Consider the following 24,709-nt stretch of genomic DNA (forward strand, 5'->3'; position numbering starts at 1 on the left):
CATGGCCGATACTATCGATCCCAAGGACGAGGAACGCCACCGCGCCAAGATGGCCAAGCGCAAGGCAGTGCAGGACGCCGAGGTCGCGGCAAAGACGGTCGAGAAGGGGCTGCTGATCGTCAACACCGGTCCAGGCAAGGGCAAGACCACCGCCGCCTTCGGGCTGGCGCTGAGGATGCTCGGCTACGGCAAGCGCGTCGGCGTCGTCCAGTTTATCAAGGGCAAATGGCACACCGGCGAGAAGGACGCTTTTGCGGCTTTCGGCGATCGGGTCGTTTGGCACACGATGGGCGAGGGTTTTACCTGGGAGACGCAAGATCTGCAGCGTGACATCGCTGCCGCCGAAGCCGCCTGGGCCAAGGTGCTCGAGCTGATGGCCGACCCGTCGATCAGCCTTCTGGTGCTCGACGAGCTGAACATCGCGCTGCGCTACGACTATCTCGATCTGGACAAGGTGGTGGCGGCGCTGAAAGGCCGCCGCGATGGGCTGCATGTCGTCGTCACCGGCCGCAACGCCAAGCCGGCGCTGGTCGATGCCGCCGATCTCGTCACCGAGATGGGCGTGACCAAGCATCACTTTTCCGCCGGCGTGAAGGCGCAGCAAGGCATAGAGTTCTGAGAGGTTTGCCCGCTTGCTGGGTAGGGCTGTACGGGGAGAAGTGCCCGGCAGGGCGATGAGGGGCAGCGCAAACCTGAAGCGATTGGCCACGTCGTGGTCCGAAATCAGTTGCTTTGTGCCGGCAGTTATGCTAGGAATTTATTCATGGTGCAGATTCGCGCCAGCGACCTGCCCTTGAGGCAGGTTTTTGTTTCGCCGATCTCGACCGGATTAAGCGTCACGCAGCGATGACGATCACCGACAGCAAGCCGAACAGCGCGATCAGCAGAAGGTCGGCCGTCCGGTAGAGTTTCAGCGCTCGCCTGATGTCGGCGCTCTCGATATCGCGGCGGCCGCCTTCGCCCATGAACGCGTCGTCGACCATGACGCCGTCATACGACCGCGGCCCGGCAAGTGCCAGGCCGAGCGCGCCGGCCATCGCTGCTTCCGGCCAACCGGCATTGGGCGAGCGGTGCTTTTTCGCGTCGCGCTGCACGGTGCGCCAGGCGTTGCCGGCATCGGCGTCTTTGACGAAGAAAGAGGCACCCACGATGAGCAGTGCGGTCAGCCGCGACGCCGGCAGGTTGATCAGATCGTCGAAGCGCGCTGCCGCCCGGCCGAAGGCCTCGTGGCGCGGGGTGCGGTGGCCGATCATCGAATCGGCGGTGTTGGCGGCCTTGTAGGCGACGCCGCCGGCCAGCCCGCCGACGCCGATCCAGAAGACGGGAGCAACGACGCCGTCGGAAAAATTCTCGGCCAGGCTTTCGATCGCCGCGCGGCAGACGCCTGATCTGTCCAGCTTTTTAGGATCGCGGCCGACGATCCGTGAGACGGCAACACGGCCGATATCGAGTCCACCATTGTCGAGGCCGTCGGCCACCGCCTCGACATGCTCGGTCAGGCTCTTCTGCGACAGCAGCGACGTCGCCAGAATTGCCGTGAGGACCAGCCCGGCGGGAATGCCCGCAAGCATGGTTTCAACTGCGAAAGCGATGGCGGCCGGCACCAGCACGATGATCAGCAGCGCATGAACACCGCGCCGGCGACGCAGGGCGTCGGAATCAGTATCGCGGTTGAGCCTGGTATCGAGAAAGGATATCAGCCTGCCAAACCAGGTGACGGGATGGCCGATGGCGCCGAACAGCCAGGCTGGGTAGCCCACGGCGAATTCAATAACCAGTGACAGGAAAGCGATCAGGATCGACATGAAGTCTCTTGATGGAGCGGCGACAGTGGTGGATCACGGCGGAAGCCTTGGCCGGGCGAGGGCGCTTTTCCCGCACGCTCCACAACCCTTCGTCGACCTCTCGACCGGTATCAATCCGCACTCCTATCCGTTTTTCGAGTTGCCCGCCACCGCCCTTTCGCGATTGCCGGAAGCCGCGCGGGTTCGTGATCTGGCCGAGATCGCGGCAAGCGCCTATGGCGCGCCGTCGGCGGCGAATGTGATGGGAGCGCCGGGCACGCAGATCCTGTTGCCGCGCGTCGCCTCGCTGGTGCGGCCCGGCAAGGCGGTGGTGCTCGGACCGACCTATGCCGAACATGCCCGGGCAGCGGCGATCGCCGGTCATGCGGTGACGGAGGTCGATGATTTCGAGGCGCTGGCAGGGGCCGACCTTGCCATCGTCGTCAACCCCAACAATCCGGACGGGCGCGTCGTCGAACGCGAGAAGCTGCTTGGGCTTGCCGGAAAATTGCGCGCCGAAGGCGGGGTGCTGGTCGTCGACGAGGCGTTCATGGATGTCGGTCCGCTTGGCGAGAGCCTGGCCGGCGATGTCGAGCAAGGCGGCATCGTCGTGCTGCGTTCCTTCGGCAAGTTCTTTGGGCTGGCCGGCCTGCGGCTTGGCTTTGCGCTGGCCGACGCCCTGACGGTCGAACGGCTGGACGCGCAATTCGGGCCGTGGGCGGTGGCCGGACCGGCGCTCGAATATGGTATCCGCGCGCTTGCCGACACCGGCTGGCAGGTCGAGATGCGGCGCCGTTTGACCGAGGAGGCCGCGCGGCTCGATGCGCTGTTCGGCCGCTTCGGCGTGCCTGTCGTCGGCGGCACCACGCTGTTCCGCTACATCAGGCTGGCGGACGCCGCCGGCCTGTTTTCGACGCTTGGCGAGCGCGGCATCCTGCTTCGGCATTTCTCCGGCCGGCCGCATGTGCTGCGCGCCGGGCTGCCGGGCCCGGAGGAGGAATGGCAGCGGCTCCAATCGGCTCTTGCCGAGTGGGCGCAGCAGATAGAGGAAAAGGTACGATGATCCATGTCTGCTCTCTATCGAAGGTCGAGGAAACGGTTGCGAGGACCGGCGCCGAGCGGCTGCTTTCCCTGCTGGCCGCCGGTACCGAGGTGACGCGCCCGGCCTCGATCGCCAGGGAAAACCATCTGCATCTGGTCATGCACGACATCGCCGTGGCGCAGGATGGCATGACCATGCCAGGCGAGGAGCATGTCCGGGACCTGCTCGATTTCGCGCGCCGATGGGATCGTTTAAGGCCGCTGGTCGTGCATTGCTATGCCGGCATCAGCCGTTCGACGGCCTCGGCCTACATCATCGCGGCGGCATTGGCGCCGAAGCGCGACGAGGTCGAATTGGCTGAGACGCTGCGTGCGCTATCACCCTCGGCGACACCCAATCCCCGGCTGATCGCGGTCGCCGACGCGCTGCTCGATCGCAACGGCCGCATGACCAACGCGATCCAGGCGATCGGGCGCGGCGCGGATGCCTTCGAGGGCACGCCTTTTGCGCTGAAGATCGACGGCTAGAGTTTGACCATGATCTTTTCCGAAAACCGGATTCCACTTTTCGGGATCATGGTCTGACTACGCCAACCAGTCGGCGAGCTTCGCCTTGCGCACGTCCTTCAAGAGGCTGATGAAACCGTCGGCTTGATGGTTGGCGGTCAGTCGGCCCTTTTCGGCCGTTGCAATGCTGGCGTCGCCGACCACGCCGTTCGGGTTGAGGTCGGTGGCGATCCAGGCGAAAGCGTGGGTTCCGGTGTGGCGCAGCAGTGAAAATTCCTTTTCAGCGCGGGCGACGTTGGACACGAAATTGTCGGCCTTTGCCATGTCGACAAGATCCGGCCGGAAATGCAGCATCAGCGAGGTCTCGACATCGCCGCCATGGATGCCTTGGCGATCCTCAAGCTCGGTGTACATGCCGGCCGGCCGGCCAAAGCGCTGCCAACTCGTCTTTACCGCCAGCATCTTTGCACGCACGCGCAATTCGCGGGTGATGATGCCCATGATCTCCTCGTTGCCGCCATGCGAGTTGACGACGACCAGCTTCCTTAACCCGGCCCGCGCGATCGACAGGCCAAGCTCGGTCCAGGCCTCTATCAAGGTCGCCGCCGGCAACGTCAGGGTTCCCGGCGCATGCAGGTGCTCGTTCGACTTGCCCACCGCCTGGACGGGCAGGATGCGGATGTCGAGATCGCCAGGCAGGCGCTCGATCACCGTTTCGAGCATGCCGTTCATGATCGAGGTGTCGGTCGAAACCGGCAGATGCGGCCCGTGCTGTTCGATTGCCGCCACCGGCAGAACGGCGATCGTCGCCTCCGGGTCGATGGTGGCGTATTCGGTGGTCCGATAGTCTCCCCACCACACGCGTCTTTTCGCAACGGTCATGTCACGCCTTTTTTCGATAGACCGGCCTTTTTCGATAGATTGGCCTTTTCGATAGGCTGGCCTCTTCGATGCAGACCTAGCGCGGGAAGGATCGCCTGTCGATCACCCTGCCGCGATGACCTCGATCTCGACCTTGAATTCCGGCCGGGCGAAACCGGACACGATCATCAGCGTCGAGGCGGGTGCCGGGCTGGTGAACAGGCGGTCGCGGACGTCCATATAGGGTCTGAGGAAAGCGCGGTCCGTGACATAGGCGTTGATGCGCACGATGTCGGAGAGTCCAAGTCCGGCCTCGCCGAGAATCGCGGCAATACTGCGAAAACAGAGTTCAGCCTGTGCGCCGGCATCCTCCGGAATCTGATCGTCCGGAGTGATGGCGACCTGGCCAGAACACAGCACCAGCCTCTTGCCCGGCGGCACCTCGACGCCATGGCTGTAGCGGGCGAAGGGCGGTTTGATCGACTTTGGCGTCAGGAATTTGAACATGGCAATCTCCGGTTCGGCGCCAGCCTAAGACCAGATTAGCCAAGCCTTCAAGATGCAGTGCATGTTGTCAGGGCGATTGTGGACAGGCGTCCAAAAAATAGGCACGATGCCTCCGGTACGGCATGACCAGTCCGGCCTTCGCGCACGACTGTTGCGCAGGCAGGCGGTCCCGGCGATGGCATGTGTCTTGCTTCTTGAATCGATGGTGTCGAGCTCGGCGTGTGATGCGCCCGAGGCAACAAAGGGTGGTGTGGATGGACGGAAAACTTAAGATTTCGGCTGGCGCGATCGTGCTGCTTGCCGCTAGCACGCTGATCGCGGCAGCGAACGAGAAAGTCACCTTCGGCACCAACTGGCTCGCCCAGGCCGAGCACGGCGGCTACTATCAGGCCGTGGCGGACGGCACCTATGCCGCTTGCGGGCTTGACGTAACGATCATGCAAGGTGGCCCGCAGGTCAGCGGGCGGCCGCTGTTGCTCGCCGGCAAGATCGACTTCTACATGGGTGGCAACATGCTGCAGGCCTTCGACGCCGTCCAGCAGGAGATTCCGCTGCGCGTGGTCGCCGCCTCCTTCCAGAAAGAGCCGCAGGTCATCATGGCCCATCCGGGTCAAGGGCTCGATAAATGGGAGGATCTGAAGGACGCGGACCAGTACATCATCGCTGACGAAGGTGCACAGAGCTTCTTCCAATGGATGGTAACGGAATTCGGCTTCGATCCGGCCAAGCGCGTGCCCTACACGTTCAACCCCGCACCTTTTATCGCCAACAAGAAGTCGATCCAGCAAGGCTACGTGACCTCGGAGCCGCATGCGGTCGCCAAGGAAGGCGGCTTCCAGCCCAATTTGTTCCTGCTCGCAGACTACGGCTTCGATACGTATGCGACGACGATCGAGACCATGCAGGCGACGATCGACAAGCGGCCGGAGGTGGTTCAGTGCTTCGTCGATGGCTCGGCCAAGGGCTGGTACAACTATCTCTACGGCGACAACGCTGCCGCGAATGCAGCGATCAAGAAGGATAATCCAGACATCAGCGACGAGCAGATCGCGTTTTCGATCGAGCAGATGAAGAAATTCGGCATCGTCGATTCCGGCGACACGGAAAAACTCGGCATCGGCGCGATGACCGAGGAGCGCATCCAGAGCTTCTACGACAAGATGGTCAAGGCCAAGGTCGTGCCGGCCGATATCGACATCAAGAAGTCCTACACGCTGACCTTCGTCAACAAGGGCGTCGGGATCGACCTGAAGAAATAGTACCCGGGCATGATGCAGGAGAAAGTGGCGCAAGCGCCGGCAAGCGCATCGGGCAAGGGTCCGCTGCTGCTGGCGCTGCGCGGCGTCGGCAAGGTTTTTTCCAATGGCGTGACAGCACTCAGCGATGTCGACCTGACGATCCGGGAAGGCGACTTCCTCAGTCTGCTCGGACCGTCGGGTTGCGGCAAGTCGACGGCCTTGCGGCTGATTGCGGGTCTTGCGACGCCGACCTCCGGCCTGCTCGACTGGCGCGGCAGCAGCTCTGTCGACCGCTCTGACATCGGCTTCGTCTTCCAGGAGCCGACGCTGTTGCCCTGGGCCGATGTTTTCGACAATGTCTGGCTGCCGCTTCGGTTGAAGGGCGTGTCGCGGACCAGGGCTGCGCCAGCGGTGAGGGAGATGCTGGCGCGGGTTCACCTGACCGGCTTCGAGAACGCCGTGCCGCGCGAATTGTCCGGCGGCATGAAAATGCGCGTCTCGATCGCCCGCGCCATGGTGACCAAGCCGCGCGTTCTTTTGATGGACGAGCCGTTCGCGGCACTGGACGAGATCACCCGCTTCAAGCTCAACAACGATCTTCTGGAACTATGGCAGGACGAGCGCTTTACCGTCGTCTTCGTGACCCACAGCGTCTTCGAAAGCGTTTTTCTCTCCAACCGCGTCGTCGTCATGGCGGCGCGACCGGGCCGCGTATTCAGGGAAATTGCCATAGACGCGCCCTATCCGCGCAACGAAGCCTTCCGCACCTCGCCCGCCTATGCCGCGCTCTGCCGCCAGGCATCCGATGTGCTGATCGGCGCCATCAACTCAACCGCCGGACCGCATTATGACGGCCATTGAAGAACACGCACTGACGCTCGACCCCGAGGAGGCGCGTCGGGTCCGCCAGGAGCGGCTCGAGCGCATCGGCCGTTGGCTGCTGCCGCTGGCGATCATGATCTCGGCCATCTGGCTGTGGGATCGCATCTGCGTCTGGAACGACATCCCGAAATACATTCTGCCGCGCCCCGGCGTGGTGCTGCAAACGCTCTTCGACGATGCCGGGCTGCTGTTCTCCTCGCTGCTGGTGACGCTGCGGATCACCTTTCTCAGCCTGCTTCTCGCCGTCATCGGCGGGGTCGGACTTGCGGTGCTGTTTGCGCAATCGAAATGGGTGGAGATGTCGTTCTTCCCGTTTGCCATCGTGCTGCAGGTGACGCCGATCGTCGCGATCTTCCCGCTGATCAACATCTATGTCGACAATCAGACGACGAAGCTTCTGCTGTGTGCCTGGATTGTCGCCTTCTTTCCGATCCTGTCCAACACCACGCTCGGGCTCAACTCAGTCGATCGCAATCTGCGCGACATGTTCAAGCTCAACGGCGCGACCCGCTGGCAGCAATTGCGTTATCTCAGGCTGCCGGCGGCGATGCCCTATTTTCTCGGCGGGCTGAAGATCGCCGGCGGCCTGTCTTTGATCGGCGCGGTGGTGGCGGAGTTCGTCGCCGGGGCCACCGGCCAGTCGTCGGGACTGGCCTCGCGCATCATCGAGGCCGGTTATCGGCTCAACGCGCCGCGGCTGTTCGCGGCGCTGATCCTGATCTCGTTCACCGGCATTCTGATCTTCCTGGTGCTGTCGCTGATCTCGCATCTCATTTTGCGGCGCTGGCATGAAAGCGCGCTGAAGCAGGAGCGGTAGGATGGGTGACGCGATTGAGAACGGTGAGGGGCTGCTTGGGCCAGAGATACGGCGAACCGCCGTGCGGAGACATCGTGAACAGTTTTGCGCCACCGCTACGCTCGAAGGGAACGGCATGGATCCTAGGGTCTGCGCGTCCGCTTCGCTCCCGCTCCGCCCTAGGATGACGAAGGGAAAGGATGCCGCCACCAATCGCAAACGTTGGAGATACCGGGGTTCCCACCAATCCGCAGCATTGGCGATTTGCATATGCCTTCCCGTCTTTCGTCATCCTCGGGCGGAGCGGGAGCGAAGCGGACGCGCAGACCCGAGGATCCATGCCGTTACGGTCACCGAAGAATACGGCGGTGCAAAACTGTTTGCGATGTCTCCGTCCGCCTGTTCGCGGTGTCTCCGATCCAAACGACCCCTTGAGGGAACGGCGTTGCATAGGTCAGAGGGGGGGAAGTCTTGATACCAGCCTCTGGTTCTTACCGTCTCAGCAACGTCCGCCTTCACCGGTCGCTGACACCTGGTCTTGCCGCTGCTTTCGACTCTGACGGCCTCGCACTCGCCGACATCGCCGTCGCCGACGGCAAGATCGTGAGCACCAGCGCGCATGGAAAGTTGCCAAAGGCAGAGGCGACCGACCTTGGCGGCCGCATCGTCATGCCGTGCTTCGTCGACTGCCACACCCATATCGACAAGGGCCATATCTGGTCTCGGAAACCAAATCCCGACGGCACGTTCATGGGCGCGCTCAATGCCACCGGCGCCGACCGCGCTGCACGTTGGAGCGCCGAGGACGTCGCCCGTCGCATGGATTTTTCGCTGCGCTGCGCCTACGCGCACGGCACCAAGGCTTTGCGCACCCATCTCGACAGCGTTGCGCCGCAGGAAGAGATCTCCTGGCCGGTGTTCGAGGCTATGCGGGAGAAATGGCGCGGCCGCATCGAACTGCAGGCGGCCTGCCTGCTCGGCATCGAAGCCGTTCGCGACAAGCCATGGTTCGAAAAATTGGCCAAACGCGTGGCTGCGGCCAAGGGCGTGCTCGGTGTCGTCACCTATATGTTGCCGGACCTGGAGGAGCTTCTCGACCAGGTGTTTGCGCAGGCGATCAAGCATGGCCTCGACCTCGATTTCCATGCCGACGAGACCGACGCCGTCTCGGCGATCTCGCTGAAGAAAATCGCCGAGGCCGCCCTGTGGAACGGTTTTGAGGGAAACATCCTCGTTGGTCACTGCTGCTCGCTGGCGCGCCAGCCCGATCTCGATGTGCTCGACACGCTGGACAAGGTGGCGAAGGCGGGGCTTGCCGTGGTGTCGCTGCCGATGTGCAATCTCTATCTGCAGGACCGGCGGGCTGATAACACCACGCCGCGCTGGCGTGGTGTTACGCTGCTGCACGAGATGAAGGCGCGCGGCATTCCCGTCGCCGTCGCCTCCGACAACACCCGCGATCCGTTCTACGCCTATGGCGATCTCGACATGCTGGAGGTCTATCGCATGGCGACGCGCATCCTGCATTTCGATCACCCGGTCGGCGACTGGCCGCAGGCGGTGACGTCGACGCCGGCCAAGGTGATGCGGCTCGATGGTTTCGGCATGCTTGCCGCCGGTGGTGCCGCCGATTTCGTCGTCTTCAGGGGACGAAGCTGGACGGAATTGCTGTCGCGGCCCGAATCGGATCGCATCGTGGTGCGCGAGGGTCGCGCCGTCGAGCGCCGATTGCCCGACTATGCCGAACTCGACGATCTGATGGTGGGATGATGGATATTGCAGCGCTCAAACACGACCTCGATGGCCTGAAGCTCGACGACCATCCAGCAATCGTCCAGCAGAAGAGCCGCGACTTCTACTGGTATAGCCCGGTGCTGAAGCAGCAGCTCGACCACGTCACCGGCGACCTGATCGTGACGCCGAAATCGGAGGACGAGGTTATCCGCGTGCTCGCCGCCTGCCACCGACATGGCGTGCCGGTGACGCCGCGCGGCAGCGGCACCGGCAATTACGGGCAGGCCATGCCGCTGTCCGGCGGCGTCGTGCTCAATCTCGCCGAGATGAATGCGGTCAAGGCGATCGCGCCCGGACGCGTCGTCACTGGGCCTGGCGCGGTTCTGGCCGAGATCGACAGGGCGACGCGCGCGCATTCCGGACAGGAGCTTCGGATGTCGCCGTCGACCTACAACACCGCGTCGATCGGCGGTTTCGTCGCCGGTGGATCGGGAGGCGTCGGCTCGATTCGCTGGGGTGGACTGCGCGACCTTGGCAATGTGATCCGGCTCAGGACCGTGACGATGGAGGCGGAGCCGCGCGTCATGGATCTCACTGGCGAGGAGGTGCTCAAGGTGATGCATGCCTACGGCACCAACGGCATCATCACCGAAGTCGAGATGCCGCTGGCCGCGGCTTACGACTGGGTCGACGTCATTGTCGGCTTCGACGATTTCATGGATGCGGCCGGCTTCGGCGACGACCTCGCCGTCCAGGACGGCATATTGGCGAAACTGATCACGCCGATCGCAGCGCCCATCCCGTATGATTATTTCAAGCGCCATCAGAAATTCTTCCGGCGCGAGCAGAGCATCGTCGTCCTGATGATCGCGCCGCATGCGATGGACGCCTTCCTCGCGTTCACGGCGCGCAGCAAGGGCGAGATCGTTTTCCGCGCCGACAAGGAGGCCGACCTGAAAGGCCTGCCGCCGGCTTATGAACTGACCTGGAACCACACGACATTGCGCGCCATCAGGGTCGATCCCACCATCACCTACCTGCAGGCCCGCTACCCGTCGCCCGACCATCTTGCTCATGTCAAGGCGATGGTCGACCGCTTCGGTGACGAAGTGCCGTCGCATCTGGAATTCATCCGTTTCGACGGTGCGATCGGCGTTGCCGGCCTGCCGCTGGTCCGCTTCACCACGACGGAGCGGCTCGACGAAATCATCCGTATCCATGAGGACAATGGCTGCTGGATCTTCAACCCGCACCGATACACGCTGGAAGAGGGCGGCATGAAGCGGACCGATGAGGTGCAGCTTGCCTTCAAGCGCGAGACCGACCCGCAAGGGCTGCTCAACCCCGGCAAGATGATCGCCTGGGAAAACCCTGACTACGACTATCGCTCGAACAAGTCGTTCCTGTTCAAGGGGTTGCAGAAGGCAGGGTGATGAGGAGCGTGTGGCGCCTGCGAGGACTTCGATGAACATCCTCGTGCTTTACGCCCATCCGGTCGAGACCAGTTTCAATGCCGGTCTGCACCGGACGATCGTCGAGCGGTTGACAGCGGCCGGCCACGCCGTCGACGACTGCGATCTCTATGCCGAGGATTTCGATCCCAGGCTGACGCGCGCCGAGCGGGTTAGCTATCACGACGAGCGCAGCGCCGACGATCCGGCGGCCGCTTATGTCGAGCGTTTGCAAAAAGCCGAGGCGCTGGTGCTGTCGTTTCCGGTGTGGAATTACGGCTATCCGGCGATCCTAAAGGGCTTCTTCGACCGCGTTTTCCTGCCCGGCGTGTCGTTCAAGCTGGTCGACGGCAAGGTGCAGCCGTCGCTGCACAACATCCGTAAGCTGGCGGCGGTCACCACCTATGGCGGCAGCCGGTTCCGCGCCATGCTGATGGGGGATCCGCCGCGCAAGCTGGTCAAGCGCGTGCTGCGCGCCACCATCAAGCCAGGTGCCTCCGTGTCCTATCTCGCGCAGTATTCGATGAACCTGTCGAGCAACGAAACGCGCAAGAGGTTCCTGGCGAAAGTCGCCGCCGCCATGGACACCTTCTGATGCGGGTCCTGGTGGTTTACTGCCATCCGATGCCCGAGAGCTTTTGCGCCGCGATCCGCGATAATGCCATCGAGGTGCTGAAGGCGAGAGGTTGGGAGGTGCGGCTGCTCGACCTCTATGCGGAAAATTTCGATCCGGTCATGGGCTGCGGCGAGCGACGCTCCTACAATGAGCATGCCCCGCAGGACCCGGCGCTCAAGCCGCACATCGACCACCTCAACTGGGCCCAGGCAATCCTCTTCATCTATCCGACATGGTGGTACGGGCTGCCGGCAATGCTGAAGGGGTGGCTAGACCGGGTCTGGGCAACCGACGTCGCCTTCAAGCTGCCGGCGGGCAAGGGACGGATCCAGTCGCTGATGAGGCACGTGACGAAGATCGGAGTGATCACGACCTGCGGCGCACCGACCTGGTGGAGCGTGGTCGTCGGCCAGCCGGGACGCAAGACAATCCTGCGCGGCATGCGGGCGCTCTGCGCCACCCGCTGCAGGACGTTCTTCCTGGCGCACTACCTGATGGATGCATCGACGCCGAAGACGAGGGCGGCGTTTCTCGCGAAAGTGCGAAAGAGGCTGGAGCGGTTTTGAGAGATGAGCGTCCTTCTCCCCGTTTACGGGGAGAAGATGCCGGCAGGCAGATGAGGGGCAGCGCAAACATTGCGGAAGCTGGCGCCGCCCCTCATCCGACCCTTCGGGCCACCTTCTCCCCGTAAACGGGGAGAAGGAAGGGGTGCCTTACATCCGCACCCGTTCCGCTTTCGGATCGTACATCGGCTTCAGCGACACTTCGGCGGCGAAGCGTTCGCCGGCGATCTCGATTTCGTAGGACGACGACAGCAGATCCACCTCGCTCTCGCCCTTGCACTCGATGTAACCGAGCCCGATGGCGCCGCCGAGATGGTGGCCGTAATTGCCTGAGGTGACCGGGCCGACGATCTTGCCGTCGCGCAGGATCGCCTCATTGTGGAAGAGCAAGGGTTGCGGGTCTTTCAGGCGGAACTGCACCAGCTGCCGGCTCAATCCGGCTTCCTTTTTCCTCAGCACGGCATCGCGGCCGATGAAGTCGCCCTTGGCCGTTTTGACCGCGAAGCCGAGGCCTGCTTCGAGCACATTGTCCTCGTCGGTGATGTCATGGCCGAAATGCCGGAAGGCCTTTTCGATGCGGCAGGAATCCAGCGTGTGCAGGCCGCAGAGTTTCAGGCCGACATCTGCGCCGGCGTCCTCGATCGCCTCGAAGACATGGGCGGCCTGGTCGGTCGAGACATAAAGCTCCCAGCCGAGTTCGCCGACATAGGTGACGCGGTGGGCACGGGCAAGTCCCATGCCGATTTCTATCTCCTGAAACGTCCCGAATGGATTGGTTTCGTTGGAGAAATCGTTGGGACTCACCTTCTGCATTAATTTTCGCGAGTCCGGGCCCATCAGGCAGAGAACGGCTTCGGCAGCGGTCACATCTGATATGACGACGAACTCGTCGGCAAGATGCTTGCGCAGCCACGCGAGATCACGCTGCAGCGTCGCGCCGGGCACGACGAGGAAGTAGGCCGTTTCAGACAGCCGCGAGACGGTGAGGTCGCTCTCGATGCCGCCGCGCCGGTTGAGCATCTGGGTGTAGACGATCTTGCCCGGCGCCACATCCATGTCGTTCGCGCAAAGCCTCTGCAGGAAGGCACAGGCGTCACGGCCTTCGACGCGGATCTTGCCGAATGAGGTCATGTCGAACAGGCCGACGCCGTTTCGGACCGCCAGATGTTCGTCGCGCTGGTTATCGAACCAGTTCTGCCGCTTCCATGAATAGCGGTATTCGCGCTCCTGGCCTTCGCGGGCGAACCAGTTGGCGCGTTCCCAGCCGGCAACCTCGCCGAATACCGCGCCGCGTGCCTTCAGATGTTCATGCAGGGGGGAGCGCCTGATGTTCCGCGAGGTCGCCATCTGGCGATACGGAAAATGATCGGCATAGAGCAGGCCGAGCGTCTCGGAGACGCGCTCTCTGAGGTAACGGCGGTTCTTCTGGAATGGCTGGGCACGGCGAATGTCGACCTCCCAGAGATCGAAAGGGGCTTCGCCATCGTTGATCCATTGTGCCAGCGCCATGCCGGCGCCGCCGGACGAGACGATGCCGATCGAGTTGTAGCCGGTCGCCATCCAGTAGCCGGAAAGCTCGGGCGCCTCGCCGAGATAATAGCGATCATCGGGGGTAAAACTCTCGGGACCGTTGAAGAAGGTGTGGATGCCGGCGCTGGCCAGCATCGGCATGCGGTTGACGCCCATTTCAAGGATCGGCTCGAAATGCTCGAAATCCTCGGGCAGCTGGTCGAAGCAGAAATCTTCGCTTATGCCGTCCATGCCCCAGGGCTTGGCCACCGGCTCGAAGGCGCCGAGCATCATCTTGCCGGCATCCTCCTTGTAGTAGGCGCATTCGTCGGGCACGCGCAGCACCGGCAGGCGGGAGAGACCGGGGATCGGCTCGGTGACGAGATAGAAATGCTCGCAGGCATGCAGCGGGATGGTGACGCCGTTCTGGCGCCCGACCTCGCGCGCCCACATGCCGGCGCAGTTGACGACGATGTCGGCTTCGATCGTGCCATGCTCGTCGCCTTGCGCCCAGGACACGCCGGTGACGCGGCCATCCCTGGTATTGACCTTGGTGACCTTCACATTCTCGACGATCGTCGCACCGCGCTGTCGCGCGCCCTTAGCCAGCGCCATGGCGATGTTGGCGGGATCACACTGGCCGTCGAGCGGCAGGTGGACTGCGCCGACCACGTCGGAAATGTTGAGGTGCGGATACATCTCCTTGACTTCACCAGGCGAAATTTCGCGCACGTCGATATCGAAGGCGCGGGCGAGGGACGCCTGCCTATAAATCTCGTGCTTGCGCTCCTTGGTCAGCGCCACGGTGATCGAGCCGACCTGGCGCATGCCGGTGCCGACATCGGTTTCGGCTTCCAGCTTGACGTAGAGGTCGGCCGAATATTTCGCCAGCCGCGTCATGTTCTGCGAGCCGCGCAACTGGCCGATCAGGCCGGCGGCATGCCACGTCGTACCCGATGTCAGCTGCTTGCGTTCGAGCAGCACGATATCGGTCCAGCCGAGCTTGGCCAGATGGTAGGCGACCGAACAGCCGGAGACGCCGCCGCCGATGATGACGGCCCTTGCTTTCGGAGGAATGGTCTTCGTCGGGATTGCTTTCGGGGGCAGGGCGCTCATGCGGCCTCACGGCGATAGGTGGAAGCGAAGCGGCGCAAGCGAAGGGCTGCTTCTAAAAGTATCGCCTCGGGCTGGCAAAGGCTGACGCGAATATGGCCGGCGGCCGCCTGGCCGAAGCTCGAGCCCGGCATCACGCCGACCTTTTCCTTGTCGAGGAGAGCCCAGGCGAATTTCTCGTCGTCCGGCTCGACAGCCGATATGTCGAGCATGACATACATGCCGCCTTCGGAGCCGCGCACGGTGACGTTGTTCATGCCGCGCATGGCGTCGAGGACGACGCTGCGCCTTGCGGCATAGCGTTCGGCGATCTCCTTGACGCCGTAGCCGTTTTCCAGCGCCTCGGCGCAAGCGAGGCTGATGAAGGCCGGCAGGCCGTAGGTCGTCACCAGATTGAGATTGATCAGCAGCGAGATCATCTCTTCGGGCCCGGTCAGCCAGCCCATGCGCCAGCCGGTCATGCCGTGGCTCTTCGACATGGAATTGATGACCAGCGTGCGTTCCGCCATGCCGGGCAGCGAGCGCGGCGAGATGTGCTCGCCGCCACCCAGCGTCCAGTAGACCTCGTCCGATAGCAGCCAGAGGTCATGTTCCCGGCAAATCTGCGCCAGCTCTTCCAGCCGCTCTCGTGAATAAACCGCACCCGTCGGATTGTTCGGCGTGTTGATGAGAATGGCCCGCGTGTTCGGGCGAAGGGCGGCGCGAATGTCGGCGGCGCGCGGCTGAAAACCATCCTCGGCGGGTGTCTCGACCACGGTGAAATCGGCGCCCGCCGCGCTGAATGTGTTGGGATAGGTCGCGTAATAGGGCGCGACCACGATGGCATGGTCGCCCTGGTCGAGAACGGCCTGCACTGCCGCATACAGCGCTGCCTGCCCACCCGGCGTGGCGATGACCTGGTCGGGGTTGGTGGCAACGCCGGTGCAGAGGGTCGAGGTCGCCGCCATCGCATTGCGCAGACGCGGAAGGCCCGGCAGCGGGGTGTAGTGGTGATTGCTGGCGCGTACCGCCGTCACGCAGGCTTCGATCGTCTGCGCCGGCGTATCGAAATCATGGTCGCCGACCGACAGCACGATGATGTCCTCGCCGGCCTCCCTGCGTGTCCAGGCGGCGAAATGGACCTCCCAGCCGTCCTTGCCGGAGGGCACGATGCCGGAAATGCGCGATGATGGTCTGGGCATTATGGTACTCCCGAAATTTCATAGCCGGCCTGCTCGAGCCGGTCGCGCAGGGCGGCGATATGGGGCGGTCCGACTTCGCAGCAGCCGCCGACGATGTCGACGCCAGTCTCGACCCAGCCGACCGCCTGGCCGGCATAGGCATCCGGATCAAGGTCGTGGCGGGCGTGCAGCACTTCCACTGTGCCGCCATGCTTGAGCGCCTCAATCGAGGTGAAGCCGTTGGCATAGGCGCCGACCGGGCCGCCGAGACCGATCAGTTCGGGCAGCGCTGCAGCGATCGCTTCGGGCCGGCAGCAATTGATCAGTCTAGCTGCGACGGGCAGGCCGTCGAGAGCGCTCGACGCAGCCGCAATGGTTTCGCCGCTGCGCAGCCGTGGTGCGCCGTGATCGGCAAGCGTCCACGACACCCAAACCGGTTTGTCGCTTTCCGACGCCGCGGTGACAGCCGCGCGCGCCTCCTCGGCCGACGCCATGGTCTCGCACAGGAACAGATCGACGCCATCAGCCTGTTCGGCAACGATGCGGCGGTAGATGTCGAGTGTATCCTGGAAGGATATCGTCAGCGCCGGTGCGTAGCTGCCGAACAGGGGAGACAGGCAGCCGGCGATCGCCGCGTCGCCGGCCTGGTCGCGAGCCTGCCTTGCCAGCTCTATGCCGCGCTTCTGCAGCGGCCTGAACAGTTCTTCCGCTCCCTCCCGCGCCAGCCGCTCGGGTGTTGCGGAATAGGTGTTGATGGTGATGACACGGGCGCCGGCCCGGATGAACTCCGCATGCAAGTCGCGCACCAGGTCCGGTTCGTCGATCAGCACCCTGGCTGACCACAGCGGCGTCGGCTCGGAACTGCTGCGGCGTACCAACTCCTGGCCCATACCGCCGTCTGTGAGAATGATGGACTTCATGCACGCAATCTCTCGTTCTTTGGATCCCATAGCGGTTCGTCGTTCTGCACGACCGCCTGAAAACGCTCGCCGAAGATCTCGACCTCTACCGTGGTTCCCGGTTCGGTCAGATCGGCGCGCAGCATGCCGAGCGCGATCGACTTGTCTATGCGATGACCCCAGCCGCCGGACGTCGTCTCGCCGACGATCTCGCCGTCATGCCACAGCGTTGACATTGTGGGCGCGTCGCAGTCGCCGGGGTTTTCGACGACCAGCGTGACGAAACGCTTCTTCACGCCCTGCTGCTTCTCGTTTTGCAGCGCCGCCCTGCCACGGAAATCCGGCTTGTCCCATTTGACGAAACGCTCCAGCCCGCCCTGCAGGATCGTATAGTCGGTCGACAGGTCACCCTTCCAGGCGCGATAGCCTTTTTCGAGCCGCAGCGAATCCAGCGCATACATGCCGAATGGCTTTAGGCCATGCCTCTGCCCGGCCGCCCAAACGGCGTCGAAGATTGCGGCGGTATCACCGACCTTGGTGTGGATTTCCCAGCCGAGTTCGCCGGCGAAGGACACGCGCACCAGCTTCGCCCAGCGGCTTGCGATTATTGTCTCCTGGTGCGTGAGCCAGGGCAGAGCAAGATCGGCGGCGCAGACATCGGCGAGGATTTTTCGTGAGTTGGGCCCGGCGAGGATCTGCGTGGAGTAGTCCTCGGTCCGATCGACCAGCTTGAACGTCGCGTCTTTCGGCATGCGCGATTTCAGCCACTCGAAATCATGCCACTGCGCCACCGCGGCGGTGATCAGCGTCATCAAATTCTCGTCGTGGCGAACGACAGACATTTCGGTGACGATGCGGCCCTTGTCGTCGGCAAAATAGACAAGGCCGATGCGGCCGGGTTTTGGCACGATGCCGGTGACCTGCTGGCTCAGCCACTCGGCAGCGCCGGGACCATCGAGATTGAAGCGGGAAAAACCAGGCAGGTCCAAAATGCCGGCGGCGTCGCGCACGGCGAGGCATTCTTCGCGGACGCGATGCTGCCAGGGCCCGTCGCGGCGGAAAGTCAGCGTCGCGGCTTCGGAGACGTCGTCGCCGGCTTGCGCGTACCAGGTGGCGCGCTCCCAGCCATTATAGGCGTCGAAGCAGGCGCCGAACGCCTTGATGCGATCGTGGATCGGCGACAGTTTGCGGTCGCGTCCAGCCGGCCAGGCATGGCGCGGAAACTGGATCGCGTATTCGTTGCCGTAGATCTCCATGCCCTTGGCGACGCAGTAGTCCGGGGCCGAGGCAAAGCTGGTGAAACGGCGCGGATCGCAGGACCACATGTCCCATTCGGTCTGGCCCTCAGTCACCCATTCGGCCAGCACCTTGCCGGCGCCGCCGCCCTGGGCGATGCCGAAGGTGAAGACGCAGGCCTCGAAGGCGTTCGGCACGCCGGGCATCGGGCCGATCAGCGGGTTGCCGTCCGGTGCATAGGGGATCGGGCCGTTGATGACCTTGGACAGGCCGGCGGTGCCGAGGATAGGCACGCGGGCGACGGCATCGGCCAGATAGTCCTCCAGCCGGTCGAGATCGTCGGGGAACAGCTGGAACGAAAAATCATCGGGCATCGGATCATTGTGGCCGACCCAATGCGCACGGCAATTGCGCTCGTAGGGCCCGAGATTCATGCCGTTCTTTTCCTGGCGCAAATAGTAGGAGGTGTCGACGTCGCGCAGCAGCGGCAGTTTCTTGCCTTGCTCCTTCGACCATGCGGCCAGTTCGGGAATTTCCTCGAACAGGATGTATTGATGGCTCATCACCATCATCGGCACGTCGCGGCCGAACATCCTGCCGACTTCGGCCGCACGATAGCCAGCGGCGTTGACGACGATTTCGCAGCGGATCTCGCCTTGCGCTGTTACAACCACCCACTCGTCCTTGTCGCGGCGCACGCCGGTGACCGGACAGAAACGGATGATCTTCGCACCCATGTCGCGGGCGCCCTTGGCCAGCGCCTGGGTCAGCTGCGCCGGATCGATGTCGCCGTCGCTTGGATCGTAGAGCGCGCCTTTCAGCTCATGTGTTTCGATGAACGGGTAGCGGCGCTTGATCTCGTCGAGCCCGACCACATCGATGTCCATGCCTTGATAGCGGCCCATGCCCTTGGCCCGCTGGAACTCCTGCATGCGCTCGGCCGTATGGGCCAGCCTGAGCGAGCCGGTGACGTGGTAGTTCATTGGATAGCCGACCGCGTCGGCCAGTCCGCGATAGAGCTCGGTCGAATAGCGCTGCATGTTCATCAGCGACCATGAGGAGGAGAAGGTCGGCACGTTGCCGGCCGCATGCCAGGTCGAGCCGGAAGTGAGCTCGTTCTTTTCGAGGAGTACGCAGTCGGTCCAGCCCGCCTTGGCGAGATGGTAGAGCGAGGAGGCGCCGACGACACCGCCTCCGATGATCACCACACGTGCCGTGGTTGGCAAACCGGCCATGTTCTTCTCCAAACCTCTAGTAAACAGGTGGTGAAACCACCCAGATGACTACTGCCGGCTCCGCTCCAGGATTGCGCCAGCGGAACGGCTTGCCGTCGAAGCGAAAGGAGTCGCCCTCACCAAGCCGGTGCCAGACGCCTGATATCTCGATGTCGAAGCTGCCGGACGCGACATATCCGGCTTCCTCCGTCGGCCGGCGCGCTTCGGTCTTTAGTTCCGCACCCGGCGCGAAGACCGAACGCAGCATCTCGAAGCTACCGCCGAGATCGGGCGACAGAAGCTCCTCCACAAGGCCGGAATCGCTTGTGCCAAGGGTGCGGCGGCTGCCGGCGCGCACGATGACGCCGCGCTCGTTCTCGACAGGCACGTCGTGGCTGAAGAACAGGCTGACCGGCACCCCGAACACTTCCGCGAAGGTCCTGAGATCGCCGAGCGACGGGATCGACAGGCCGCGCTCGACCTGACTGACCCAGCCGACGGAGCGGCCGAGCTTCAGGCCGATTTCGGCAAGCGTCAGCCTGCGCGCCTTACGCAGCGCCCTGATATCGCCGGCCAGCAGCCGTTCGCGGTTTTCCTGCTCCGATCTGACGGCTGTTGCGGGCAACGTTATTCTCTTGAAATTCCCATGGTGAAAAATTGGGTGCAAATTTCATGAGAGGTCAAGTTCGTGAAAAAATCAAGACGATTTTCATGATGCCACAAGATTTGCTTGCGCCATTTTGGCGGTTCAGGCAAAGGCTCGGCCACGTACGGCGAGTGAGGGCGCCCGGTCGAGGTTTGCGATAGAGCGCCACGCGTCAATTGGATCCGCAATGATGCTCTCTCATTTTCTGGACGGCGCATGATCTTTCCGGAATCGATTCCGGGTTAGGGATTACGCGTAAAGGGACGGCCCATGCTGGAAAACAACACCCGGATTGCCAAGGATGCGGCGATCGTCGACGAGGCGATCACGTCACGCCGTTCTGTGCGGGCCTTCCTGCCCGACATGGTCGATGATGAGACGATCCGCGCCATTCTCTCTGTTGCCGCGCGTGCCCCTTCGGGCACCAACATGCAGCCCTGGCGGGTCTATGTCACCAAGGGCGAGGTCAAGCAGCGGATCACCGACGCCATCCTCAATTCCGGCATCCGCGCCGAAAAGGCCGACTGGGACGAATATCGCTATTACCCCGACCAGTTCTTCGAACCGTATCTCACCCGGCGGCGCGCGAACGGCTTCGGCCTCTACGGCGCGCTCGGCATCGGCCGGCGCGAGGTGGACAGGATGCGTGCGCAGCACGACCGCAACTTCGTCTTCTTCGACGCACCGGTCGGCATGATTTTCACGGTCGACCGGCGGCTGAACAAGGGCTCGTGGATCGATTACGGCATGTTCCTGCAGAACATCATGGTAGCGGCGCGGGGCAGGGGCCTGCATACCTGTCCGCAGGCGGCCTTTGCACCGTATCACAAGCAGATCAGGCCGGTGCTCAACATTCCCGACGAGGAGATCGTCGTCTGCGGCATGGCGCTCGGCCATGAGGACAGATCCAAGCCCGAAAATGAGTTCCGCACCGACCGCGCGCCGCTGGAAGAGTGGGTGACGTTCGCCAAATGAGGTGAGGCGCCAAATGAGGTGGCGCCAAGTGAGGTGACGACGCGCCGCCTCTGTCTACTGCACTTCGTAGCCGACTTCCTCGCTGGCGTGACAGAGCGCCTTCCAGAACGAGCGCGCAAACGACCGGAATACGTAGATGTCGAACTGGTCGGCGCCGGTGCGCTGGATCTGGGCGAAGACGTCATGATGCGTGGTCGAGCGGCCGGCACCGATCGGGAAAGCCGGCAGCGCGAAGTCGATGGCGAAGAATTTCGCCAGCACCCATTCGGCCTTCGGTCCGGCGATGCGGATCGCCGTGCGGCCATGCGATAGATCGGTCACCGTGCCGATATCAGGGGTGACGGCACTGGCAAAGGCCGATGCCAGGCCTTCGGCCTCGTCCACTACGGTGAATTTTCCAGGCGCAAAGCCGAATGCGGACCTCGCGCCGTTGGTGCTGCCGGCGCCGGCGCCGTCGGGCAGGGCAATGCCGGTAACGGCGCGGATACCAGAAATCAAATTCTTCTCCTGGCCCGGCCAGGCAGCGAGCTGCAGGATCGACCCCGGCCTGGTTTCGGAGAGGATGACATCGATGCCGTGTTCGAAGTCGCCATGCGAGCCGGTGCGCAGTTCCGGCTCAAGCGGGGCCAACTCGATGGGTGCCACATCAAGCGGTGATTGGCGCTCAACCATGCATGCGGCTCCCGTCAGGGTCAAAGAAGTGGTTGGAGACGATCTCGACCGGGCCGAACCGGTTGCGCAGGGGATCGGAGATATGGGCGCGCGTGCCGCGCCGTGCCTTGCCGTCCTTGACCAAAGCGAGCGCGATGTACTTGCCGAGTGCGGGCGAATAACAGCAAGCGGTGATGTGGCCGATGGAATCGTGCGGATTGGCTTCGTCGAGTTCCTCGACGATATGTGCGCCGCCGTTGAGCGGCTGGTTATCAAGCGAGATCAGGCCGACGAGTTCCAGACGGCCGGGCGCGATCAGGCCCTCGCGATCCATCATCGCCGAGCCGATGAAGGGCTTCTTCTTCGACAGCATCCAGTCGAGATGCAGATCGCGCGCCGTGGTGCGGCCGTCGATCTCGGCGCCGGTGACGTGGCCTTTCTCGATGCGCATCGTGCCCAGCGCCTCAAGCCCGTAAGTCACCAGTCCGAACGGCTTGCCGGCTTCGATCAACGCTTCCCAGACATGGGTGCCGTACCCGGCGCCACAGTACACTTCGAAGGCCATTTCGCCGGAGAAGGAAAGCCGGCAGATCATGACAAGCACGCCTGATATCTTGCCACGCACGATGCCCATGAATGGCAGAGTGGCGTTGTCGACGGCAGTGCCGGTGACGCAAGCAGCAAGAATGTCTCGCGCCTTTGGCCCGCCAATCGCGGCACCCGCCCATTCGTCGGTCACCGACGTGACATGGACCTTCAGCTCCGGCCAGATGACGTCGAGGAAATACTCCAGATGCTGCATCACCCTGCCGGCATTGGCCGTGGTGGTGGTCATCAAGAAGTCCTGTTCGCCGAGCCGCCATGTCGTGCCGTCGTCGAAGGCCAGGCCGTCCTCGCGCAGCATCAGCCCATAGCGGGCCTTGCCGACAGCCAGCGTCGAGAACATGTTGGTGTAGACCCGATCGAGGAATTCCGCCGCATCCGGACCCTGGACGGCGATCTTGCCCAGCGTCGAGACATCGACGATGCCGGCGCTCTCGCGCGTCGCCCTGGCTTCGCGCACATAGGCCTGCTCGATCGTCTCGCCGGGATGGCCATAAATCATCGGGCGATACCAGAGGCCGGCCGAATACATGGTCGCGCCGTTGGCGACGTGCCAGTCATGCATCGGCGTCAGCCGCTCGGGCCTTAGATCGCCGAACCGCTCGGCGGCGAGTGAGCCGATCGACACCGCCGAAAAGGGTGGGCGAAAGCGGGTCGTGCCGACTTCCGGGATCGGCTTGCCCAATGCTTCCGCCATGATGGCGAGCCCGGGTATGTTGGAACTCTTGCCCTGGTCGGTCGCCATGCCGAGCGTGGTGTAGCGTTTCAGATGCTCGACCGAGATGAAGCCTTCACGATGCGCCAGTCGCACATCCTCCGCTGTCACGTCGTGCTGGAAATCGACGAAGCTTTTTCCATCGGCCTTGATTTCGAACACCGGCGCCGGATCGGGATTGCCGGGGGCTGCTTCGACGACCGGCAAGGCTGTTGGTGCACCTGTTCCACCCGACGCCGAAAGCCCGGCGGCACGGCCTTCGGCGATTGCCTCGGCTGTGGAAAAACTGCCGGTGAAGGCGCCGGCGCCAATCCATCGCTGGGTTGGCCATTGCTGGTTGGGCTTCGGTGGCAGGAAAGCCTGTCGGGCGGCATTCCACTCCGCCTTGGCCCCGGCCTGGCTGGCCAGATGGATGGTCGGCGACCAGCCTCCCGACATCAGCAGGCAGTCGGCGTGAATGCTGCGCGCATCGCCGGCAAGGGCGCCGTTGGCCATGTCGAAGCGCTGCACCTTGACGCCGGACAGCGCCTTGCCGCCCTCGGTGGCGACCACGGCGTGACCGGCAAGGCTCTTGGCCTCCGCTTCATTGGCGAGCCCGCGCATCTCGCTCGATAGCTCCGGGCGCACGTCGACGATGGCGACGATGGCAGCACCTGCCTTCTTCAGCGCAAGGGCGGAGCGATAGGCGCTGTCGTTGTTGGTGAAGATTGCGATCTTGTTGCCTGGCAGCACGCCGTATTCGTTGGCATAACGTTCGGCGGCATGCGCCAGCATCACACCCGGCCGGTCGTTGCCCGGAAACACCAGCGGCCGCTCGTAGGAACCGGTGGCCAGCACCACCGATTTGGCGCGGATGATCCAGTAGCGGTGGCGCGGTTCGCCCTTGCCAGGGCTTTCCTTATGATCGCTGACCCGTTCGAGCGCGGCGAGCGTGTTGCCGTCGTAATAGCCCCAGACCGTGGTGCGCGGCAGCAGGCGGACATTGTCATAGCCTCCGAGCTGGCCGGCGGTTCGCGCTGCCCAGTCCGCCGCCGGCATGCCGTCGATCGTCTCGCCCGACCAGTTGGCCGAGCCGCCGAAATGCGGTTCGAGCTCGCTGAGAATGACACGCGCGCCCTGGTCGGCGGCTGCCCTGGCGGCCATCAGCCCGGCCGGACCGGAGCCGACCACCAGCACATCGCAGAAAGCATTCATGCGCTCATAGCGCGCCGTGTCGCGGGCGACGCCGGCGCGGCCGAGACCGGCGGCGCGGCGGATGAAATGCTCACAGAACATCCAGAAACGCGTGCCCTTCAGCGGGCCGATCGCGGGTCCCATGAAGGTCTTGTAGTAGAAGCCGGCGGATAGAAGCTTGCCGCCGAGCTGGTTGGCCGCGCTGACATCCCAGGACAGCGACGGAAAGCGGTTCTGGCTGACAGCGGTCAGCCCGTCATAGATCTCGACCATGGTCGCGGCGATGTTGGGCTCGCGGACCTCGCCGCGCAGCACCGTCACCAACGCGTTCGGCTCCTCGACGCCTGATGTCAGCACGCCGCGCGGGCGGTGATATTTGAACGAGCGACCGAACAGGGTGACGCCGTTGGCCAGCAGCGCTGAGGCAAGTGTGTCGCCGGCATGACCTGTGTAAGGCGCGCCGTCGAAGGTGAACCGGATGGTCCGCAGCCGGTCGATCCGACCACCGGCATGGGTACGGCGAGGGCTCATGACTTGCCCCCCGCCTTGTGCCGGGCCGCGATTTTGTGGTCGCCGCGCGCGAAGGCGACGCTGGAGATCTCGTGCGTCAGCGTGTTGCGCACGACCCTGAGATGGGCGCGGCAGCCGCCGGAATGCTGCCAGATCTCATTGTGGTCACCCGCCGGGTTCAACCGGTCATAGACATAGGCGTTCCAGGCATCGAGGTTCTGTGAGGCAGGCTGAGGGCGCTCGCGGTTGCCATCGCCCTGATAAGTGAACTCGATGACGTCGCGCGGGCCGCAATAGGGGCAGGTAATCAGCATGGAGTCCTACC

At 63.5% G+C, this 24,709-nt stretch carries 22 protein-coding genes; 11 read left to right on the forward strand and 11 right to left on the reverse strand.

Features of this window, described 5'->3' with window-relative positions; all coding sequences use genetic code 11:
- Window position 1: 1 nt before the first annotated feature.
- Window positions 2-619: a cob(I)yrinic acid a,c-diamide adenosyltransferase gene (gene cobO, locus ABID19_RS12525; RefSeq protein ID WP_354490868.1), complete on the forward strand. Its 618-nt coding sequence runs from the start codon at window positions 2-4 to the stop codon at window positions 617-619.
- A 217-nt stretch (window positions 620-836) separates the two neighbouring features.
- Here the strand turns inward: cobO and cbiB are convergent, their stop codons facing one another.
- Complete coding sequence (cbiB, locus tag ABID19_RS12530) at window positions 837-1,805, reverse strand: adenosylcobinamide-phosphate synthase CbiB (RefSeq protein WP_354490870.1); 969 nt, start codon at window positions 1,803-1,805, stop codon at window positions 837-839.
- Here cbiB and cobD point away from each other — a divergent pair.
- Together cobD and ABID19_RS12540 are read left to right on the forward strand one after the other, a co-directional pair.
- Complete coding sequence (gene cobD, locus ABID19_RS12535; protein WP_354490872.1) at window positions 1,804-2,847, forward strand: threonine-phosphate decarboxylase CobD; 1,044 nt, start codon at window positions 1,804-1,806, stop codon at window positions 2,845-2,847. The genes cbiB and cobD overlap by 2 nt on opposite strands.
- Window positions 2,844-3,353, forward strand: a complete 510-nt coding sequence (locus tag ABID19_RS12540; protein WP_354490874.1) for a tyrosine phosphatase family protein — start codon at window positions 2,844-2,846, stop codon at window positions 3,351-3,353. The genes cobD and ABID19_RS12540 overlap by 4 nt, the downstream gene beginning before the upstream one ends.
- A gap of 57 nt (window positions 3,354-3,410) precedes the next feature.
- Here ABID19_RS12540 and ABID19_RS12545 read toward each other — a convergent pair whose 3' ends face one another.
- A complete protein-coding gene (locus ABID19_RS12545; protein ID WP_354490876.1) occupies window positions 3,411-4,214 on the reverse strand; it encodes a creatininase family protein in 804 nt (267 codons plus the stop codon).
- A 102-nt stretch (window positions 4,215-4,316) separates the two neighbouring features.
- Entirely contained in the window at window positions 4,317-4,700 is a 384-nt protein-coding gene (locus tag ABID19_RS12550; protein WP_354490878.1) for a RidA family protein, read from the reverse strand.
- A gap of 254 nt (window positions 4,701-4,954) precedes the next feature.
- Between ABID19_RS12550 and ABID19_RS12555 the strand changes: the two genes are divergently transcribed.
- The 7 genes from ABID19_RS12555 (at window position 4,955) to ABID19_RS12585 (ending at window position 11,983) form a co-directional block, all read left to right on the forward strand.
- Window positions 4,955-5,959, forward strand: a complete 1,005-nt coding sequence (locus ABID19_RS12555; RefSeq protein ID WP_354490879.1) for an ABC transporter substrate-binding protein — start codon at window positions 4,955-4,957, stop codon at window positions 5,957-5,959.
- A 9-nt stretch (window positions 5,960-5,968) separates the two neighbouring features.
- Window positions 5,969-6,799 (forward strand): ABC transporter ATP-binding protein, encoded by an 831-nt coding sequence (locus tag ABID19_RS12560; protein WP_354490881.1) that lies wholly within the window; start codon window positions 5,969-5,971, stop codon window positions 6,797-6,799.
- Window positions 6,786-7,637, forward strand: a complete 852-nt coding sequence (locus ABID19_RS12565) for an ABC transporter permease (protein WP_354490883.1) — start codon at window positions 6,786-6,788, stop codon at window positions 7,635-7,637. The genes ABID19_RS12560 and ABID19_RS12565 overlap by 14 nt, the downstream gene beginning before the upstream one ends.
- Window positions 7,638-8,087: 450 nt before the next feature.
- A complete protein-coding gene (locus tag ABID19_RS12570; protein WP_354490884.1) occupies window positions 8,088-9,386 on the forward strand; it encodes a cytosine deaminase in 1,299 nt (432 codons plus the stop codon).
- Window positions 9,383-10,783, forward strand: coding sequence for an FAD-binding oxidoreductase (locus ABID19_RS12575; RefSeq protein ID WP_435528720.1), 1,401 nt, complete (start codon window positions 9,383-9,385; stop codon window positions 10,781-10,783). The genes ABID19_RS12570 and ABID19_RS12575 overlap by 4 nt, the downstream gene beginning before the upstream one ends.
- 31 nt (window positions 10,784-10,814) lie before the next feature.
- Entirely contained in the window at window positions 10,815-11,396 is a 582-nt protein-coding gene (locus ABID19_RS12580) for an NAD(P)H-dependent oxidoreductase (protein ID WP_354490886.1), read from the forward strand.
- Window positions 11,396-11,983, forward strand: a complete 588-nt coding sequence (locus tag ABID19_RS12585; protein ID WP_354490888.1) for an NAD(P)H-dependent oxidoreductase — start codon at window positions 11,396-11,398, stop codon at window positions 11,981-11,983. The genes ABID19_RS12580 and ABID19_RS12585 overlap by 1 nt, the downstream gene beginning before the upstream one ends.
- 147 nt (window positions 11,984-12,130) lie before the next feature.
- Here the strand turns inward: ABID19_RS12585 and ABID19_RS12590 are convergent, their stop codons facing one another.
- From ABID19_RS12590 to ABID19_RS12610, 5 genes are read right to left on the reverse strand one after another with little or no spacing between them, the layout of a single operon-like run.
- Window positions 12,131-14,605 carry a GcvT family protein gene (locus tag ABID19_RS12590; protein WP_354490890.1) on the reverse strand — a complete coding sequence of 825 codons (2,475 nt, stop codon included), beginning with the start codon at window positions 14,603-14,605 and terminating at the stop codon, window positions 12,131-12,133.
- Window positions 14,602-15,783 (reverse strand): pyridoxal phosphate-dependent aminotransferase, encoded by a 1,182-nt coding sequence (locus tag ABID19_RS12595; protein WP_354490891.1) that lies wholly within the window; start codon window positions 15,781-15,783, stop codon window positions 14,602-14,604. Before ABID19_RS12595 ends, ABID19_RS12590 begins: the two co-directional genes overlap by 4 nt.
- The gene (locus tag ABID19_RS12600; RefSeq protein WP_354490893.1) at window positions 15,783-16,682 is read right to left on the reverse strand and encodes a homocysteine S-methyltransferase family protein; all 900 of its coding nucleotides are present in this window, start codon (window positions 16,680-16,682) and stop codon (window positions 15,783-15,785) included. The genes ABID19_RS12595 and ABID19_RS12600 overlap by 1 nt, the downstream gene beginning before the upstream one ends.
- Window positions 16,679-19,132 (reverse strand): GcvT family protein, encoded by a 2,454-nt coding sequence (locus tag ABID19_RS12605; RefSeq protein ID WP_354490894.1) that lies wholly within the window; start codon window positions 19,130-19,132, stop codon window positions 16,679-16,681. The genes ABID19_RS12600 and ABID19_RS12605 overlap by 4 nt, the downstream gene beginning before the upstream one ends.
- Window positions 19,133-19,148: 16 nt before the next feature.
- On the reverse strand, window positions 19,149-19,736 hold the full coding sequence (locus ABID19_RS12610; RefSeq protein ID WP_354490895.1) for a helix-turn-helix domain-containing protein: 588 nt from the start codon (window positions 19,734-19,736) through the stop codon (window positions 19,149-19,151).
- A gap of 291 nt (window positions 19,737-20,027) precedes the next feature.
- On the opposite strand from ABID19_RS12610, the gene ABID19_RS12615 reads away from it, so the two are divergent.
- Window positions 20,028-20,732: a nitroreductase gene (locus tag ABID19_RS12615; RefSeq protein WP_352931955.1), complete on the forward strand. Its 705-nt coding sequence runs from the start codon at window positions 20,028-20,030 to the stop codon at window positions 20,730-20,732.
- A 54-nt stretch (window positions 20,733-20,786) separates the two neighbouring features.
- On the opposite strand, the gene ABID19_RS12620 is transcribed toward ABID19_RS12615, so the two are convergent.
- From ABID19_RS12620 to ABID19_RS12630, 3 genes are read right to left on the reverse strand one after another with little or no spacing between them, the layout of a single operon-like run.
- Complete coding sequence (locus ABID19_RS12620; RefSeq protein WP_354490897.1) at window positions 20,787-21,404, reverse strand: sarcosine oxidase subunit gamma; 618 nt, start codon at window positions 21,402-21,404, stop codon at window positions 20,787-20,789.
- Window positions 21,397-24,405, reverse strand: coding sequence for a sarcosine oxidase subunit alpha (locus tag ABID19_RS12625; RefSeq protein WP_354490899.1), 3,009 nt, complete (start codon window positions 24,403-24,405; stop codon window positions 21,397-21,399). Before ABID19_RS12625 ends, ABID19_RS12620 begins: the two co-directional genes overlap by 8 nt.
- Complete coding sequence (locus tag ABID19_RS12630) at window positions 24,402-24,698, reverse strand: sarcosine oxidase subunit delta (RefSeq protein WP_354490901.1); 297 nt, start codon at window positions 24,696-24,698, stop codon at window positions 24,402-24,404. The genes ABID19_RS12625 and ABID19_RS12630 overlap by 4 nt, the downstream gene beginning before the upstream one ends.
- Window positions 24,699-24,709 lie beyond the last annotated feature (11 nt).

It is taken from the genome of Mesorhizobium robiniae, assembly GCF_040545535.1.
Lineage (GTDB): Bacteria > Pseudomonadota > Alphaproteobacteria > Rhizobiales > Rhizobiaceae > Mesorhizobium > Mesorhizobium robiniae.

Excerpts from the sequence above, each read along its gene's own strand:
- ABID19_RS12615 (WP_352931955.1), top strand. The coding sequence starts at position 20,028 with ATGCTGGAAAACAACACCCGGATTGCCAAGGATGCGGCGATCGTCGAC.
- ABID19_RS12630 (WP_354490901.1), bottom strand. The coding sequence starts at position 24,698 with ATGCTGATTACCTGCCCCTATTGCGGCCCGCGCGACGTCATCGAGTTC.
- ABID19_RS12595 (WP_354490891.1), bottom strand. The coding sequence starts at position 15,783 with ATGCCCAGACCATCATCGCGCATTTCCGGCATCGTGCCCTCCGGCAAG.
- ABID19_RS12620 (WP_354490897.1), bottom strand. The coding sequence starts at position 21,404 with ATGGTTGAGCGCCAATCACCGCTTGATGTGGCACCCATCGAGTTGGCC.
- ABID19_RS12625 (WP_354490899.1), bottom strand. The coding sequence starts at position 24,405 with ATGAGCCCTCGCCGTACCCATGCCGGTGGTCGGATCGACCGGCTGCGG.
- ABID19_RS12545 (WP_354490876.1), bottom strand. The coding sequence starts at position 4,214 with ATGACCGTTGCGAAAAGACGCGTGTGGTGGGGAGACTATCGGACCACC.
- ABID19_RS12605 (WP_354490894.1), bottom strand. The coding sequence starts at position 19,132 with ATGGCCGGTTTGCCAACCACGGCACGTGTGGTGATCATCGGAGGCGGT.
- ABID19_RS12560 (WP_354490881.1), top strand. The coding sequence starts at position 5,969 with ATGATGCAGGAGAAAGTGGCGCAAGCGCCGGCAAGCGCATCGGGCAAG.
- ABID19_RS12585 (WP_354490888.1), top strand. The coding sequence starts at position 11,396 with ATGCGGGTCCTGGTGGTTTACTGCCATCCGATGCCCGAGAGCTTTTGC.
- ABID19_RS12580 (WP_354490886.1), top strand. The coding sequence starts at position 10,815 with ATGAACATCCTCGTGCTTTACGCCCATCCGGTCGAGACCAGTTTCAAT.
- ABID19_RS12550 (WP_354490878.1), bottom strand. The coding sequence starts at position 4,700 with ATGTTCAAATTCCTGACGCCAAAGTCGATCAAACCGCCCTTCGCCCGC.
- cobO (WP_354490868.1), top strand. The coding sequence starts at position 2 with ATGGCCGATACTATCGATCCCAAGGACGAGGAACGCCACCGCGCCAAG.
- ABID19_RS12540 (WP_354490874.1), top strand. The coding sequence starts at position 2,844 with ATGATCCATGTCTGCTCTCTATCGAAGGTCGAGGAAACGGTTGCGAGG.
- cobD (WP_354490872.1), top strand. The coding sequence starts at position 1,804 with ATGAAGTCTCTTGATGGAGCGGCGACAGTGGTGGATCACGGCGGAAGC.
- cbiB (WP_354490870.1), bottom strand. The coding sequence starts at position 1,805 with ATGTCGATCCTGATCGCTTTCCTGTCACTGGTTATTGAATTCGCCGTG.
- ABID19_RS12600 (WP_354490893.1), bottom strand. The coding sequence starts at position 16,682 with ATGAAGTCCATCATTCTCACAGACGGCGGTATGGGCCAGGAGTTGGTA.
- ABID19_RS12590 (WP_354490890.1), bottom strand. The coding sequence starts at position 14,605 with ATGAGCGCCCTGCCCCCGAAAGCAATCCCGACGAAGACCATTCCTCCG.
- ABID19_RS12555 (WP_354490879.1), top strand. The coding sequence starts at position 4,955 with ATGGACGGAAAACTTAAGATTTCGGCTGGCGCGATCGTGCTGCTTGCC.
- ABID19_RS12565 (WP_354490883.1), top strand. The coding sequence starts at position 6,786 with ATGACGGCCATTGAAGAACACGCACTGACGCTCGACCCCGAGGAGGCG.
- ABID19_RS12575 (WP_435528720.1), top strand. The coding sequence starts at position 9,383 with ATGATGGATATTGCAGCGCTCAAACACGACCTCGATGGCCTGAAGCTC.